We start from the raw sequence: 13,843 nt of genomic DNA, 5'->3' as shown, positions 1-13,843 counted from the left end.
CCACTATAGTGACAGCAAGGGACTACTATCGGAACATGCCCGTGCCGCCGCACCGCTCGATCCGCGACGCCACGCCCGACGATGCCGCGGCGTGCGCGGCGATCTACGCGCCGTACGTGAGCGACACGGCCGTCACCTTCGAGACCGACGCCCCGTCGGCGGACGAGCTGGCGGTCCGGATCGCGGCGGCGCAGCGGCGCCACGCCTGGCTCGTGCTGGAGGACGCCGGACGCGTCGCCGGCTACGCCTACGCCGGACCGTTCAAGGACCGCGCGGCGTACCGGTGGGCGTGCGAGGTCAGCGTCTACCTGGAGACCGGGCGCCGCCGAACGGGCGCCGGCCGGGCGCTGTACGCCGCCCTGCTGGCGCGCCTGGAGCAGCGCGGGTACCGCCGGGCGTTCGGCGGCATGACGCTGCCCAACCCCGGCAGCGAGGGCCTGCACCGCGCCATGGGGTTCGAGCCCGCCGGCGTCTTCCGGCGGGTGGGCTGGAAGCACGGCGCGTGGCACGACGTGGCGTGGATGGCGCGTCCGCTCGGTGCCGACGTCGACCCGCCGGCCGAGCCCCGCTGACCGGGCCGACGGGCCGCGCCGCCAGCCCGGAGGGCGCGGCCGACGTGCCGCTCAGCGCGCGGCGTCGGCGACGAGCGCGGCGATCAGGCCGTCGATCGTCGCCTCGTCCGCCTCGACCGCCGGGGTGGCGCCGATCTCGGCGAGCGCCGCGGTGGTGACGGGGCCGATCGAGACGACGCGCGTGCCCGGCCCCACCGGCAGCCGGCCGTGCGGCCCCGCCGGGTCGGCGATCCCGCCCGCGTCGGCGAGGAACCCGGCCGTGGACGCCGACGTGAACGTCACGTAGTCCACGTGCTGCAGCGCCTCGAGCGCGTCGTCGGCCAGCGGCTCGGCGACGGTCTCGTACAGCGCGACCTCGTCGACCGCGATCCCCGCGGCGCGCAGGCCGTCGGGCAGCGCGTCGCCCGCCGCGGCCGCCCGGGCGAGCAGCGCGCGCAGGGGCCGCTCGCGGCGCGACGCGTCGGCGCGGTCCCGGCCGATGAGCGCGGCGAGCGCCTCGCCCGTGTACGTCTCGGGCACGAGGTCGGCGTGCAGGCCGTGCTCGCGCAGCACCCGCGCGGTGCCGGGGCCGACGGCGGCGATCGTCGTGCCGTACAGGTCGCGCAGGTCGCGCCCGGAGCGCAGCAGCGCGGCGACGAGCTCGCGGGCACCGTTCGGTGAGGTGATCGCCAGGACGTCGACGTCGGCCAGGTCCGGCAGCTCCGCCCCGAGGGAGCGGGTGCGGATCGTCGGCGTCTCGACGACGTCGGCCCCGAGGGCGCGCAGGCGGCGGGCCAGCCCGGACGCCTGCGCGCGGGCGCGCGTGACGGCGACGGAGCGGCCGAAGAGGGGCCGGTCCTCGAACCACCGGAGCTCGTCGCGCAGGCCGGCGACGCCGCCCACGACGGTGACGGCCGGGGCCTGGATGCCGGCCTGCGCCGCGACCTCGGCGATCGTCCCCAGGGTGCCCGTCACCACGCGCTGGCCCGGCAGGGTGCCGGACTGCACGACCGCGGCGGGCTGGTCCGCGGGACGGCCCGCCGCCGTCAGCGACGCGGCGATCTGCGGCAGGCGGCGCACGCCCATGTAGAAGACGAGGGTGCCGGGGAAGCGCGCCAGGCCCTCCCAGTCGATCGTCGACTCGGGCTTGGACGGGTCCTCGTGCCCGGTGACGAACGCGACGCCGGGGGCGTGCTCGCGGTGCGTGACCGGGATGCCGGCGTAGGCGGGGCCGGCGATGCCGGCGGTCACGCCGGGGACGATCTCGTAGGGGATGCCGCGGGCGCGCAGGCGCTGGGCCTCCTCGCCGCCGCGCCCGAAGACGAACGGGTCGCCGCCCTTCACCCGCGCGACGGACCGGCCGGCGAGCGCGTGCTCGACGAGCAGCGCCTCGGTCTGGGCCTGCGGCACCTGCTTGCCGCCGCCGCGCTTGCCGACGTCGACCAGCTCGGCGTCGGGACGCGCGCCGTCGAGCGCGGTCGGCGGGATGAGCTGGTCGTAGAGGACGACGTCGACGGACGCGATGACCTCGAGCGCCCGGGCGGTCATCAGCCCGGGGTCGCCGGGGCCGGCGCCGATCAGGTAGGCGGTGCCGGGGGCCGGGGCGTCGGTCACGCGGGGCGCTCCTCTCGGTGGGGCTGCTCGGGGATGGGCGGGTGCTGGCGGCGGGCGGCCTCGAGCAGCTCGTCCGCGCCGGCGCGGCGCAGGCGCTCGGCGACGCGGGCGCCGAGGGTCTCGGGGTCCTCCCCCGTCTGCTCGTCCACGACCCAGCCCGAGCCGTCGGGCGCGCCGACGAAGCCGGCCAGCCGCAGGCCGTCGGGGGTGCGCCGGCAGTAGGCGCCGACCGCGCTGGTGCAGTCCGCTCCCAGGTCGCGGGCGACCGCGCGCTCGGCGACGAGGCAGTCCCAGGTGCCGGGGTCGTGGACGACGGCGACGGCCCGCGCGATCGCGGCGTCGTCCGCCCGGGCCTCGAGCGCCAGGGTGCCCTGGCCGGGCGCGGGGACGAAGGCGGGGCCGACGAGCGGGGCCGCGTGCGCGGGCCGGCGGCCCAGCCGCTCCAGTCCGGCGGCCGCCAGGATCACCGCGTCGACGCGGTCCGGGTGGTCGGCCGCGAGTCGGCCAAGGCGGGTGTCGACGTTGCCGCGGGTCTCGACGATCCGCAGGTCGCGGCGGGTGGCGAGCACCTGGGCGGCGCGGCGCAGGCTGGCGGTCCCCACGCGGGCGCCGTCGGGGAGCGCGTCGAGCGACTCCGCGCCGACGAGCACGTCGAGCGGGTCCTCGCGCCGCGACGCCGCGACGAGCGCCAGGCCGTCGGGGATGTCGCCGGGGACGTCCTTGGCGGAGTGGACGGCCAGGTCGACGTCGCCGGCCGCGAGCGCGCGCTCGAGCTCGGTCACCCACTTCGCCTTGTCGGGCGCCGCGCGGTGCCGGTCGCCCGTCGTGACGATCTCGACGATCTCGACCTGGTGCCCCGCGGCGCGCAGCGCGTCCGCGACGGCGTTCGCCTGGACGAGCGCGAGCGGGCTGCGGCGGCTGCCGAGCCGGATCACGATCCGGCGGCGCGGCGGACGGCGAGCGCCCGCAGGTTGTCCGGGACCGGGTCGGCCGGCGCCATCGCGTGGGGGCACGGGATCTGGGTGCGCGGCGCGTCGGCGGGCGCGGACGCGTGGTCGGGCTCGTCGAGCGCGAACAGCTCGCGCAGCACCTCGACCTGGCCGTGCGCGTCGTCGCGGTCGCGGGCCTGCTTCAGCCGCACCGTGGGCTCGTGCAGCAGCCGCTGGACGACGGTGCGCGCGGCGCGCTCCATCCGCGCGACGTCGGCCGCGCTGGCGGACTCCCAGCGGCCCTCGTTCTCGGCCAGCACCGCCTCGACGATGTCCGTCGCCCGCGTGCGCAGGTCGACGATCGTCGGCGTGATCTCCATCTGGCCCATCCAGCGCGCGAACGCGTGGATCTCCTGCTCGACGATCTCCTCGGCGATCTGCGCCTCGGATCCGCGGTCGGCCAGGTTCTGCGCCACGACGGCCTGCAGGTCGTCGATGTCGTAGAGCGTCACGCCGGGCAGGCGGCCGCACTCCGGGTCGATGTCGCGCGGGACGGCGATGTCGATGAGCACGAGCGGCCGGTCGGGGCGCGCCGCCATCACGGTCGCGAGCTCCTCGGCCTCGAGCACGGGGTGCGGCGAGCCGGTCGACGAGATGACGACGTCGGCCTCCTCGAGCTGCTCGGCCAGGTCCGTCAGCGCGCCGACGCGGCCGCCGAACCGCTCGGCCAGCGCGCGGGCGCGGTCGGCGTGGCGGTTGGAGACGAAGAGCGTCCGCACCCCCTGGGCCGCGAACGCCTGGGCCGTCAGCTCGGCCGTCTCGCCGGCGCCGATGATCATGACCTTGCGGTCCTCGAGGTGCCCCACCCGCTCGGCGGCCAGGTCGACCGCGACGGAGGCGACGCTCGTCCGGCGCTCGGAGAGCGTCGTCTCGGTCCGCACCCGCTTGCCGGTGCGCAGCGCGGCCTTGAACAGCCGGTTGAGCATCGGCCCGGTGGTGCCGCGGTGCAGCGCCGTCTCGTACGCGCGCTTGACCTGGCCCTGCACCTCGTACTCGCCCAGGACCATCGAGTCCAGGCCGCTCGTCACGCGGTACAGGTGCCGCGCCGCGTCGCAGTTGCGCGGCGCGTAGACGAGGTTCGCCAGCTCCGTCGGCCGGATCCGCGAGCTCTTCGCGATCGAGCGCAGCAGCTCGCCCTCGGCCTCGACCGGGTCGCCGACGACCAGGTAGACCTCGGTGCGGTTGCACGTCGAGAGGATCGCGGCCTCGTTCACGTCCGGGGAGGCGTGCAGGTCGGCGAGCATCCGCTCGAGCTGCGTCTGCGTGACGGAGAGGCGCTCGCGGACGGCGACGGGCGCCGTCTTGTGCGAGAGCCCGAGGACGAGCAGCTCGTTCACCGGCGTGCCCCCAGGGCGTTCGGGTCCTCCGCCGCCACGGCGGTCGGGGGGCCGGGGACCGTCGTCGCGTGGTCCGCGGCCTGGTCCAGCCGCTCCTCGAGCGCCTCGAGCCGGCGCGCGGAGTCGCGCACGCGCAGCGCCACGATCGCCAGGTAGGCGAGCAGCACGACGCCGACGACGACGACCGCCGCGACGACGTAGGCGGGGCTGCCGGAGTCGGAGGCCTGGGCGAGGAGAGCGGGTGCGTGCACGGGCGGGGGCTTCGGGGTCGCGGCCGGCTAGAGGGTGACGGGGGACGAGGCACGGGCCACGAGCGGCACGGCGTCCTCGCCCTCGACGCGGCGCTGCAGCTGCCGCAGGCGGATCCGCGTGCTCTTGTGGACGAGCTCGAGGTGCCAGAGCGTCACGAAGACGGCGATCAGCGCGAGCACGGAGAGGGCGAACGCGACGCCGGCGGTGCCGGGCAGGTTGGAGCCCGGGTCGTTCAGCGGCTGCGGGTGCAGCAGGTTCGTCGTCATCCGCACGACGCCGAAGCAGACCGGGGCGAAGATGCCCGCGGAGACGGCGAAGACGGACGCCGTGCGCGCCTGGCGCTCCGGGTCCTCGATCGCGAACCGCATCGGCTGGTACGTCGCGTAGAGCAGGAAGATGATGAGGAAGGTGACGAGCACGGGCTCGCCCCAGTCCCACCACTTGCCCCACGCGGCCTGGCCCCAGATGCCGCCGGTGACCAGGGCGATCACGCAGAAGATCTGCCCCAGGTGGATCGCCACGTAGGCGCGCAGGTCGTCGAGCGGCCGGTCGCTCTTCAGGTGCTGCCAGCCGAAGAACGCGCCGGCGACGAAGGCGACGAGCGTGACGATCGCGAACGCGGGGTGCAGGTACGTCAGGCGCTGACGCAGGCCCTCGGTCGCGTCCGTCGGCGCGATCACGGCCGCGAACAGGATCCACACCACCACGATGGCGGCGGTCGCGAGCGTCAGGGGGAGGAGGCGACGGGCGTAGGGCATCGTCGGAGGGCCGGTCAGTCCTCGACGATGCCGTCGGAGACCGCCCAGCAGACCAGCAGGAACACCCCATCGTACAGGGCCAGCCCCAGCCACCACCGCCCCTCCGGATCCTCCGCCGGGGACAGGAGCAGCGGCGCGATCGCCTCGGACGCCAGCGCCACGAGCGGGATCAGCAGCGGCACCGCCAGGAGGGGGACGAGCAGCTCGCGGGAGCGCGCCGCGGCGGCGATCGCGCCGACGAGCGCCCCCGTGACGGCGATGCCTAGGTCGCAGAGGACCACGCCGGCCGCCACCCGCGGGATCGCCGAGGCGTCGAGCCCCTCGCCGAGCAGGAGGAACGCGAACGCCGGGACTGCCACGACGTGCAGCGCGAGCAGGAACGACCAGAGCGCCAGGCCCTTGGCGGCGACGAGCGCCGAGGCCGCCGCCGGGGTCAGGCGGAAGGCGTCCAGGCCGCCCTCGTCCTCCTCGGCCGCCCACAGCCGACCGATGCCCAGCAGGGCCGCGAGCAGCGTCGTGACGAGCAGCACGCCCGCGGCGAGCGGGCCCGCGATCGAGCCGTCCTGCAGGCCGAAGCGGAAGAGGACGAACGCGCCGATGCTGAACAGCAGCATCGTCGGCAGCACCTGCGGCGCGCGGCGCTCGCGGCGCCACTCCAGCGCCAGCAGCGTCCGGACGTCGGCGACCCAGGCGCTCACCGGTACAGCGCCCCGATCTCGGCGTCGGTGATCCCGGCGGGCGCGGCCAGCAGCGCGGGCGCGCCGTCGCGCAGCCCCAGGACCAGGTCGGCCTCGGCGAGCGCGGCGTCGGGGTCGTGACCGGCGACCACGCGCGTGCGCGGCGGGCGGCCGTCGCCGGCGGGCCGCGGGCCGAGCAGGGCGCCCAGGTCGGCGGTGCCGGCCGGATCCAGGTTGGCGAGCGGCTCGTCCAGGAGCAGCAGCTCGGGGTCGGCGAGCAGCGTCGCGGCCGCCGCCGTGCGCTGGGTCAGGCCGCGCGAGAGCGCATGGACCGGGAACGCGGCGCGGCGACGCAGGCCGCAGGCGTCGAGCAGCGCGTCCACGCGGGCGGTCACGGCGCGCGGCCCGCCGACGCGCAGCAGGCGGGCGCGGTGCTCCAGGTTCTCCCGCACGGACAGGTCGCGGTAGAGCATCGGCTCGTGCGCCAGGTACCCCACGCGCCCGCGGACGGCGGACCGCTCGCCCGGCAGGCGGCGGCCGAGGACCACGCACGTGCCGCGCGAGGGCCGCATCAGCCCGGCCAGCACGCGCAGCAGCGTGGACTTGCCGGCGCCGTTCGGGCCCAGCAGCGCGAGCGTCGCGCCGACCGGGACGTCCAGCGTCAGGTCGCGCAGCACCAGGCGCTCGCCGCGCCGGCGCACGAGCGCCTCCAGGTGGATCGCGGGGTCCGGGCCCGCTGCGGCGCTCGACATCGACGGAGGAGCCTACGCCGGACGGCGTCGGCGGCGCGGTCGGCGGACCGGCGGGGGGGGCCGGCGGGGGCGGGCCGGCGGGGGGGGGCGGATCGGCGGGGGCGGGCCGGTGGGGGCGGGCCGGACGCTGGGGCCGGAGGCGAAGGGCGACCGGGACCGCGGGCGGGCGGGACGGGACGGGACGGCGGGGGCGGGACGGACGCTGGGGCCGGAGGCGAAGGGCAACCGGGACCGCGGGCGGGCGGGACGGGAGGCGAGGGGCGAGGGGGCCGGGACGGCGGCCGGACGCGAGCCGGGAGCGGCGGGGCGCCACGGCGTATCCTTCGCCGCGATGGCCCGCCGCGCCCCCGACCCCGCCGACGCCCCCAAGCAGCGCAGCCGCCTCTTCTGGGTCTGCGTCCTCGTGCTCGTCGAGGTCATGGTCTGGACCGTGCTGTCCGTGGTCGGCGTGTCCGAGACGATCGCGACGGTGGTCGCCCTCGCCGTCGGCGTCGTCCTGGTGCTCAGCCTGCGCGACCGCATCTGGGGCGACGACTGGCGCGACCGGATCGCCGCGGAGCGGCAGCGCAACCAGCGCCGCTAGGCCCGCTCGCGGGCGGTCCGACGGACCGCCGTACACACCATCCGGTCGTTCGGCCACGGCGAGCGCGACCGCGCCAATCGGCCTACGGTCCGGCCCCGTGCGGCCGATGACGGTGCCATGACCGTCGTCCACCGCGATCTCGGAACCCAGTACGACGGCGCGATCCTGGAGCTCCTGCTCGACGACCGCGCGGACGTGCTGATCCTCGATCCCGCGAACTACCGCCGCTACTGCCTCGGCGTCGGCTTCCACGCCTACGGCGGCCACGGGCTGCACACGCCGCTGCGGCTGCCGCTGCCCGGGGCCGGGCACTGGCACGCCGTCGTGACGACCGCCGACCCGTTCGCCGAGGACGCCGAGGCGATCCGCGTGCGGCGGCCGCTCGCGCCGGTGCCGGGCGCCGGCCGGGCGCCGGGTCGTGCGGCCGCGACGCCGGCCGCCGCGGCGAGCGTCCCGCTCGCCGCGTAGCGCGTCGATTCCGGGTCCAGTTCGCCGACCGGCCCTCAGACCGAACGCGCCACCCGGGCGGGACGTGTTCCGGCTTGGGTCCGCTCACCGGCCCTCAGACCGAACGCGCCGGCGGGGCGGGACGTGTTCCGGGTCAGGTCCGCCTACCGGCCCCCAGACCGAACGCGCCAGCGGGGCGGCACGTGTTCCGGATCAGGTCCGCCCACCGGCCCTCACACCCCACGCGCCACCCGGGCGGGACGCGTTCCGGATCAGGTCCGCCCACCGGCCCTCACACCGAAACACGCCGGCCGGCCGCCACGCGTTCCGGGTCAGGTCCGCCCACCGGCCCCCAGACCGAACGCGCCAGCGGGGCGGCACGTGTTCCGGATCAGGTCCGCCCACCGGCCCTCACACCCCACGCGCCACCCGGGCGGGACGCGTTCCGGATCAGGTCCGCCCACCGGCCCTCAGACCCCACGCGCCGGCCGGGCGGGAGGTGTTCCGGCTCAGGTCCGCCCGCCGGCCCTCGGACCGAACGCGCCGGCGGGGCGGGAGGTGTTCCGGATCAGGTCCGCCCACCGGCCCTCGGACCGAACGCGCCGGCCGGGCGGGACGTGTTCCGGATCAGGTCCGCCTACCGGCCCTCAGACCGAACGCGCCGGCCGGCCGCCACGTGTTCCGGCTCAGGTCCGCCCACCGGCCCTCAGACCGCACGCGCCGGCCGGCCGCCACGCGTTCCGGCTCAGGTCCGTCTACCGGCCCTCACACCGAACGCGCCGCCCGGGCACCCGGCTCTCGTCCCGCCCCCCTCACCCGCCGCCCGCGCGGCACGCCCGCGCGTAAGCCGCCGGCGTCACGCCCACCTGCGCGCGGAAGTCGCCCGTCAGGTGGGCCTGGTCGGCGTAGCCCAGGGCGTGCGCCAGGCCGGCCAGGTCGGCGTCGGGGTCGGCGGCGATGCGCTCCGTCGCCTCGTGCAGGCGGTGCCGGCGCAGCACCCACTTGGGTCCGACGCCGACGAGGTCCCGGAAGAGCCGCTGGAGCGTCCGCTCCGAGACGCCGTGGTCGCGGGCGATCGCGCCGACGCGGGTCTCGGGCGGCCGGGCCAGCATGTCCGCCACGACGGCGCGGAGGAGGACGTAGGCCGGGTCGGCGGCCGGCGCGCGCGCCCGCAGGAACGCGGTGACCGCGTCCGTGACCGCCGCGGCGTCGGGGACGGCCGCGAGGATCTCGGCCTCGAGCCGTCGGCCGTCCGGGCCCAGCGCCTCCTCCAGCGTGAGCACGGCGCCGCGGAGCGCGGGCGGCGCCACCCGCGACCACGCCGCGAAGGCGCCGGGGCGGAACTTCGTGCCGATCGCGCACCCCGCGCCGCCCAGCCGACGGGCGTCGACGCCAGCCGGCACCCCGTGCACCCGCACGATCCCGTCGTAGGCGACGAGGTTGACGCACGGGTGGGGCAGCACCCGCTGCACGTGCTCCGGGCGCCCGCACAGGTCCCAGCGGGTGACCCAGTGCCGCTCGATCCGGTCCGCCAGGTCGGGGTGGGGCGCGTGCCGCTCGAGGACGAACGCCGCGCGGGCCGCGGCCGGCTCCAGGACGCCGCGCGTGCTCGCGGTCGGCGCGTCGGCGGACCCGGGCGGAGCGGGGCGGCCCGGGCCCGTCGGCGCCGCGCCCGCGGACTCCCGGCGGACGGTCGCCCCCGCCGCCGGCGACGTGACGGGAATCTCCAAGACGTCGCCGCCGGGGCCTGGCACGGTGCGGAGCATGCCAACCCTCGCCCGTCACGTCGAGTTCACCGCGCGCCCCGGGAGTGGGGACGAGCTGGAGGCCGCGCTGCTGCGGGCCGCCGAGGGCCTGCAGGGCCGTCCGGGGCTCGAGGCGTGGATCGTCAGCCGGGTCGAGGGCTCGCCGGACGTCGTGGTGGTCGACGAGCGCTGGACGGACGCGGCGGCGATGGACGCGGCGCTCCCCGAGCCGGGCGACGAGGCCCTCGCCGCGGTGATGGCGGCCCTCGACCCGGAGACGCCGCCGCGGCGGCTCGACCTGCGCCCCGCGGGCGGCCCCGGGCTGCTGCCGCCGCCGCGCCCCGGCGTCACGCACGCGTCGCTGCTGGACGCCGAGGACCAGGCCGCCGCGCACGGCTTCGGGGCGCAGGGCGCGTCGCGCTTCCCGGCGGGGCTGCTCGGCCTGGAGCGGACCGGGATCGGGCACCACCGCATGCCGGCCGGCGCCCGCAGCGCGTTCGGGCACCGGCACGCGACGGCGGAGGAGGTCTACGTCGTGCTCGCCGGCTCGGGGACGGCGGCGGTCGGCGAGGAGACCGTCGCGCTGGCGGTCCACGACGCCCTGCGCGTGGCGCCCGACGTCGCGCGCGCGTTCGAGGCGGGGCCGGACGGGCTCGAGCTGCTGGCCGTCGGACCGCGGCACCCCGGCGACGGCGAGGTCCTGCCCGGCTGGTTCGGCGACTGAGCGGCGGCCGACGCCGACGCCGGTACCGCCGGCCCCGGCCCGGCCCGACCCGGCCCGTCCCGACCGATTTCGTCCCGGCCCGTCCCGACCGATCCCGTCCCGGCCCGTCCCGGCCCGTCCCGGCCCCGCCCCGCCCGGTCAGCGGGATCGACCCCGGCCGCGTCCGGCCGCCCGGCGGGGCCGGCTTCGCCCCGGCCGCCCGTGCGCCCCGCCCCGCTGGCGGCCGAACCTACAGGCACTGAAAGGAGCTCCTCTACCATGGGGTGGTGAGCACCGCCAACGACCTCGACGTCCCGCCCCGCGCGTCCGGGGGCGGGGACGGCGACGACGCGTCCGGCCCGGCGCTCGGACTGTCCCGCGAGACGATCACGCGGGCGCTGGCCGAGCTGCGCAAGCACCACGCCGAGCACGGCCACCCCGACGAGGGGCTGCGCGAGCGCAAGAAGCGGCTGACGCGCCAGGCGATCTCGGACACCGCCACCTGGCTGTTCTGCGAGCGCGGCTTCGACGCCGTGCGCGTGTCCGAGGTGGCCGAGGAGGCGGGCGTCTCCGAGAAGACGGTGTTCAACTACTTCCCGACGAAGGAGTCGCTCGTCTTCGACCGCGAGGAGGAGGTGCTGGCGGGCATGCGCCGCGCCCTCCTCGCCCGGCCCGCCGACGTCTCGCCCATCCAGGCGATGCTCGGGTTCATCGAGGAGGAGTGCCGCTCGCTCGCCGCCCTGGGCGACGAGTTCGTGCCGCTGTTCCGCGCCTTCGTCACCCTCGTGGACGAGACCCCCGCGCTGCGCACCGCCCACCGCGCGATGACCTCGAAGCTCGTCGACGTGGCGCGCGAGGCGCTCGCCGAGCGCGCCGGGGTCGACCCGCGCGACCCCGAGCCCTACGTCGCCGCGAAGGCGCTCGTCAGCCTGTGGGACCTGCAGCTGCGCTCCCGGGAGCGGCACCTGCAGGACGGGACGTCGCTCGCCGAGCTGCAGGACCGGGTGCTCGAGGACACGCGCCGCGCCGCCCGGCTGCTCGACACCGGCCTGTGGTCGTTCAACTCGATGGTCCAGGGCGCCCGCACGCGGGACCAGTTCGCCGACGCCGCCGCGGCCGCGAACGAGGCGCGGGTGCAGGTGCTCGAGGCGCTGCGCCAGGCGAAGACCGCCTGGATGGACGCCCAGCGCGCCGCGGGCGAGCTCGGCGGCGAGCTGGGCGAGGCGATGAAGGAGGAGCTCCGCGCGCAGAAGGCCGCGATGAAGCAGGAGCTCCTGGCGCAGAAGGCCGCGTTCCGGGACGAGCTGCCCGGCGACGGGGAGTGTGGTCGTGAGGCGTAAATGCTCACGCCCTCGGCGCCCTGGGGACCATCAGACGAGCACTGACGAACAGATTCAGGCGCCCCTCGCGTCCGCTAGACGTGCTGCGACTCACCTGCGTCAGCCGGACGTATTCACGTGCTTCCACAGCACGTCGCCATTCGGCCAGACGGGATAGGCGCGGCCTGTGCAGGGTGTACGTTCGGCGCCGTGCCCGGGTACAGCTTGAACATCAACAGGCTCATCGCCGCGGATTGCGACCTCGTGGGCCCAGTCGCGAAGAGCATCGAACGCACATGGTGGGCGCCGCGTGACCGTGTCGGCAATACGCAGGCCGAGATCGCGTCATCGATCGGTGGGACCATGCCGCAGGACCGGCTGTCCCTCCTGCAAAACGGCAAGGCGCTCCCGAAGAGCGTTACCGATGCGGAAATTCGGCAGGCGTTCGCGGCCGTTGCCCTCGGCCCTGCCCTGGTGGGCGGTGCGGGCGGGCTCGCCAGCGTTGTCGGGTGTTGGCGCGACAACGGCTGGACCTGATGCGTTCACGGCTCCAGCGGCTGATGCGCCGCACGGCCGCAGACCCTGGCTCTGCGGCGACCGGCCTCTGGGAGAAGGAGACGCCCAAGGTCGATCGCGATGGCCGGCCCGGCGACTCTCCGGATGCGATCGCGCCGGCCGACGCCGTCGCCCAGGAGGCGGCCCGCCCCACGCATCAGGTCGTGCCTGAAAAAACCCTTGCCGAACTCAGCCGGCAAGCCGACATCTACAGCCGCATCGGCATCGCGCTGGTGCTCGCAGGCTCACTGGCATCGGTTGCCTTCCTCGTCGCTTCATGGCACGCGACCATCCACCACATCGATGCGCTCAACCGCGCCAAAGCGCATTCGGAGATGCTTGTCTTGCTGCTAGCGCGAGGCATCGCGTTCGGAAGTCTTGGCGTATTCGCCATCACAGCGATCTTTTTGTTCGCTCGCGCATGCCTGGATCAATCCGCCCGTTTCCGCAAGCGTTGGTTCAGCGCACCCGTCTTCAACGAGGCCATGCGCGTATATGTCGCGCAACAGGACCACACGGTGTCGGCAGCCGACGTCATCGCACTCTTTGACGCGTGGAACAGAGCGGTGGAATCCCCCTTCGCCAGCATGGCCTTCAAGAGCAGAAGACAGCAGGCGTCGGTGTCCTTGGCGAACCTCCACGCACGAGTCGGGGAAGCCGACAAGGCTGCGACGCAACGGACGGATGCTTGAGGCGCGAACGCGTCAAGCACCCGCCACGGCGCTCACGCCCGAGCGCGGCGCTTCACGCCGGCGCTCAGGCCTGCGCCAGCCGCTCCTCGGCGGTCCGCTGCGCGTCGATGATGATCTCCATCACGCGCTGCTCGTTCCCGTCGCGCAGCAGCTGCAGCGGATCCTCGGGACCGTTGACGATGCCCTCGAAGAAGACCTTGCGGTCCTGGTACGTCGGCAGCGTGCCCTTCGCCCAGCCGCGGACCTCGTTGAGGAGGACCGCCATGCGGGCGTACTCCTCGCCGAACAGGTCCGAGACCTCCTTCTTCATCCGCTTCGCGAGCGCGGGCGACGCGCCGGCGGTCGAGATCGCGATGGCGAGCGGGCCGGTGCGGACGATCGCGGGCAGGATGAAGTTGCACAGCGGCGGGACGTCGACGATGTTCGCGAGCATCGCCCGCTCCTCGGCATCGTTGTAGATGTCGATGTTCGTGTCGGTGTCGTCCGTGCAGGCGATGACGAGGAACTTGCCCTCCAGGTCGCCCTTCTCGTACTCGCGGCGGATCCACGTGATCGACCCCTCCTCGGCGAGCGCCGCGACCTCGGCGTGGACCTCGGGCGAGATGACGACGACGTCGCCGTCGCAGGCCAGCAGGCCCTCCGTCTTCTCCAGGCCGAGCTCACCGCCGCCGACGACGAGGCACTTGCGGCCCCGCAGCTTCAGGCAGGCGATGTAGAAGGGCGTGTCCAGCATGTCCTGGACGCACGTCTGGTCGCAGATCCCGCGCTTGAACTGGCAGACGCACTCCTTCCCGGCGTAGGCGGCAGCAGGCATACGGACAGAGTAGCCAGGCGCGGTCCGCGGCCCGCCGGGCCGCTACCCTCGGTCG

The 13,843-nt window shown here is 75.9% G+C and carries 16 protein-coding genes; 7 read left to right on the top strand and 9 right to left on the bottom strand.

What is annotated here, in order from left to right:
• The first annotated feature begins 35 nt into the window (after nucleotides 1-35).
• A complete protein-coding gene (locus tag J3P29_RS02375) occupies nucleotides 36-572 on the top strand; it encodes a GNAT family N-acetyltransferase (RefSeq protein ID WP_210491423.1) in 537 nt (178 codons plus the stop codon).
• Between the two features lie 51 nt (nucleotides 573-623).
• Here the strand turns inward: J3P29_RS02375 and cobA are convergent, their stop codons facing one another.
• Genes cobA through J3P29_RS02340 form a run of 7 tightly spaced genes read right to left on the bottom strand, consistent with a single transcriptional unit; the run spans nucleotide 624 to nucleotide 6,930 of the window.
• Nucleotides 624-2,165: a uroporphyrinogen-III C-methyltransferase gene (gene cobA, locus J3P29_RS02370; RefSeq protein WP_349239750.1), complete on the bottom strand. Its 1,542-nt coding sequence runs from the start codon at nucleotides 2,163-2,165 to the stop codon at nucleotides 624-626.
• On the bottom strand, nucleotides 2,162-3,100 hold the full coding sequence (hemC, locus tag J3P29_RS02365; RefSeq protein WP_210491421.1) for a hydroxymethylbilane synthase: 939 nt from the start codon (nucleotides 3,098-3,100) through the stop codon (nucleotides 2,162-2,164). Before hemC ends, cobA begins: the two co-directional genes overlap by 4 nt.
• Nucleotides 3,097-4,491, bottom strand: coding sequence for a glutamyl-tRNA reductase (gene hemA / locus J3P29_RS02360; protein ID WP_210491420.1), 1,395 nt, complete (start codon nucleotides 4,489-4,491; stop codon nucleotides 3,097-3,099). Before hemA ends, hemC begins: the two co-directional genes overlap by 4 nt.
• The gene (locus J3P29_RS02355) at nucleotides 4,488-4,742 is read right to left on the bottom strand and encodes a hypothetical protein (RefSeq protein ID WP_210491419.1); all 255 of its coding nucleotides are present in this window, start codon (nucleotides 4,740-4,742) and stop codon (nucleotides 4,488-4,490) included. The genes hemA and J3P29_RS02355 overlap by 4 nt, the downstream gene beginning before the upstream one ends.
• A gap of 27 nt (nucleotides 4,743-4,769) precedes the next feature.
• Nucleotides 4,770-5,501, bottom strand: a complete 732-nt coding sequence (ccsA, locus tag J3P29_RS02350) for a cytochrome c biogenesis protein CcsA (protein ID WP_210491417.1) — start codon at nucleotides 5,499-5,501, stop codon at nucleotides 4,770-4,772.
• A gap of 14 nt (nucleotides 5,502-5,515) precedes the next feature.
• Nucleotides 5,516-6,199, bottom strand: coding sequence for a heme exporter protein CcmB (locus J3P29_RS02345; protein ID WP_210491416.1), 684 nt, complete (start codon nucleotides 6,197-6,199; stop codon nucleotides 5,516-5,518).
• Nucleotides 6,196-6,930 carry an ATP-binding cassette domain-containing protein gene (locus tag J3P29_RS02340; protein ID WP_210491415.1) on the bottom strand — a complete coding sequence of 245 codons (735 nt, stop codon included), beginning with the start codon at nucleotides 6,928-6,930 and terminating at the stop codon, nucleotides 6,196-6,198. Before J3P29_RS02340 ends, J3P29_RS02345 begins: the two co-directional genes overlap by 4 nt.
• Nucleotides 6,931-7,261: 331 nt before the next feature.
• Between J3P29_RS02340 and J3P29_RS02335 the strand changes: the two genes are divergently transcribed.
• On the top strand, nucleotides 7,262-7,513 hold the full coding sequence (locus tag J3P29_RS02335) for a hypothetical protein (RefSeq protein WP_210491414.1): 252 nt from the start codon (nucleotides 7,262-7,264) through the stop codon (nucleotides 7,511-7,513).
• A 117-nt stretch (nucleotides 7,514-7,630) separates the two neighbouring features.
• Nucleotides 7,631-7,981: a DUF1883 domain-containing protein gene (locus tag J3P29_RS02330; RefSeq protein ID WP_210491413.1), complete on the top strand. Its 351-nt coding sequence runs from the start codon at nucleotides 7,631-7,633 to the stop codon at nucleotides 7,979-7,981.
• Between the two features lie 791 nt (nucleotides 7,982-8,772).
• Here J3P29_RS02330 and J3P29_RS02325 read toward each other — a convergent pair.
• On the bottom strand, nucleotides 8,773-9,726 hold the full coding sequence (locus tag J3P29_RS02325; protein ID WP_210491412.1) for a helix-turn-helix domain-containing protein: 954 nt from the start codon (nucleotides 9,724-9,726) through the stop codon (nucleotides 8,773-8,775).
• On the opposite strand from J3P29_RS02325, the gene J3P29_RS02320 reads away from it, so the two are divergent.
• The 4 genes from J3P29_RS02320 (at nucleotide 9,725) to J3P29_RS02305 (ending at nucleotide 12,974) form a co-directional block, all read left to right on the top strand.
• The gene (locus tag J3P29_RS02320; RefSeq protein WP_210491411.1) at nucleotides 9,725-10,429 is read left to right on the top strand and encodes an antibiotic biosynthesis monooxygenase; all 705 of its coding nucleotides are present in this window, start codon (nucleotides 9,725-9,727) and stop codon (nucleotides 10,427-10,429) included. The genes J3P29_RS02325 and J3P29_RS02320 overlap by 2 nt on opposite strands.
• Before the next feature lie 266 nt (nucleotides 10,430-10,695).
• Nucleotides 10,696-11,748: a TetR family transcriptional regulator gene (locus tag J3P29_RS02315; protein ID WP_349239749.1), complete on the top strand. Its 1,053-nt coding sequence runs from the start codon at nucleotides 10,696-10,698 to the stop codon at nucleotides 11,746-11,748.
• A gap of 189 nt (nucleotides 11,749-11,937) precedes the next feature.
• Nucleotides 11,938-12,264, top strand: coding sequence for a hypothetical protein (locus J3P29_RS02310; RefSeq protein WP_210491410.1), 327 nt, complete (start codon nucleotides 11,938-11,940; stop codon nucleotides 12,262-12,264).
• Nucleotides 12,264-12,974, top strand: coding sequence for a hypothetical protein (locus J3P29_RS02305; protein WP_210491408.1), 711 nt, complete (start codon nucleotides 12,264-12,266; stop codon nucleotides 12,972-12,974). Before J3P29_RS02310 ends, J3P29_RS02305 begins: the two co-directional genes overlap by 1 nt.
• 64 nt (nucleotides 12,975-13,038) lie before the next feature.
• On the opposite strand, the gene J3P29_RS02300 is transcribed toward J3P29_RS02305, so the two are convergent.
• Entirely contained in the window at nucleotides 13,039-13,788 is a 750-nt protein-coding gene (locus tag J3P29_RS02300; RefSeq protein ID WP_210491407.1) for a bifunctional precorrin-2 dehydrogenase/sirohydrochlorin ferrochelatase, read from the bottom strand.
• Nucleotides 13,789-13,843 lie beyond the last annotated feature (55 nt).

The organism is Patulibacter sp. SYSU D01012, from assembly GCF_017916475.1.
GTDB lineage: Bacteria > Actinomycetota > Thermoleophilia > Solirubrobacterales > Solirubrobacteraceae > Patulibacter.
The sequence above is the reverse complement of the archived record's forward strand: the minus strand, read 5'-3'. Positions and strand labels throughout refer to the sequence as shown.

Coding starts and splice junctions, on each gene's coding strand:
- J3P29_RS02375 (WP_210491423.1), top strand. CDS start 36: ATGCCCGTGCCGCCGCACCGCTCGATCCGCGACGCCACGCCCGACGAT.
- J3P29_RS02305 (WP_210491408.1), top strand. CDS start 12,264: ATGCGTTCACGGCTCCAGCGGCTGATGCGCCGCACGGCCGCAGACCCT.
- J3P29_RS02300 (WP_210491407.1), bottom strand. CDS start 13,788: ATGCCTGCTGCCGCCTACGCCGGGAAGGAGTGCGTCTGCCAGTTCAAG.
- J3P29_RS02340 (WP_210491415.1), bottom strand. CDS start 6,930: ATGTCGAGCGCCGCAGCGGGCCCGGACCCCGCGATCCACCTGGAGGCG.
- ccsA (WP_210491417.1), bottom strand. CDS start 5,501: ATGCCCTACGCCCGTCGCCTCCTCCCCCTGACGCTCGCGACCGCCGCC.
- J3P29_RS02330 (WP_210491413.1), top strand. CDS start 7,631: ATGACCGTCGTCCACCGCGATCTCGGAACCCAGTACGACGGCGCGATC.
- J3P29_RS02320 (WP_210491411.1), top strand. CDS start 9,725: ATGCCAACCCTCGCCCGTCACGTCGAGTTCACCGCGCGCCCCGGGAGT.
- J3P29_RS02335 (WP_210491414.1), top strand. CDS start 7,262: ATGGCCCGCCGCGCCCCCGACCCCGCCGACGCCCCCAAGCAGCGCAGC.
- J3P29_RS02325 (WP_210491412.1), bottom strand. CDS start 9,726: ATGCTCCGCACCGTGCCAGGCCCCGGCGGCGACGTCTTGGAGATTCCC.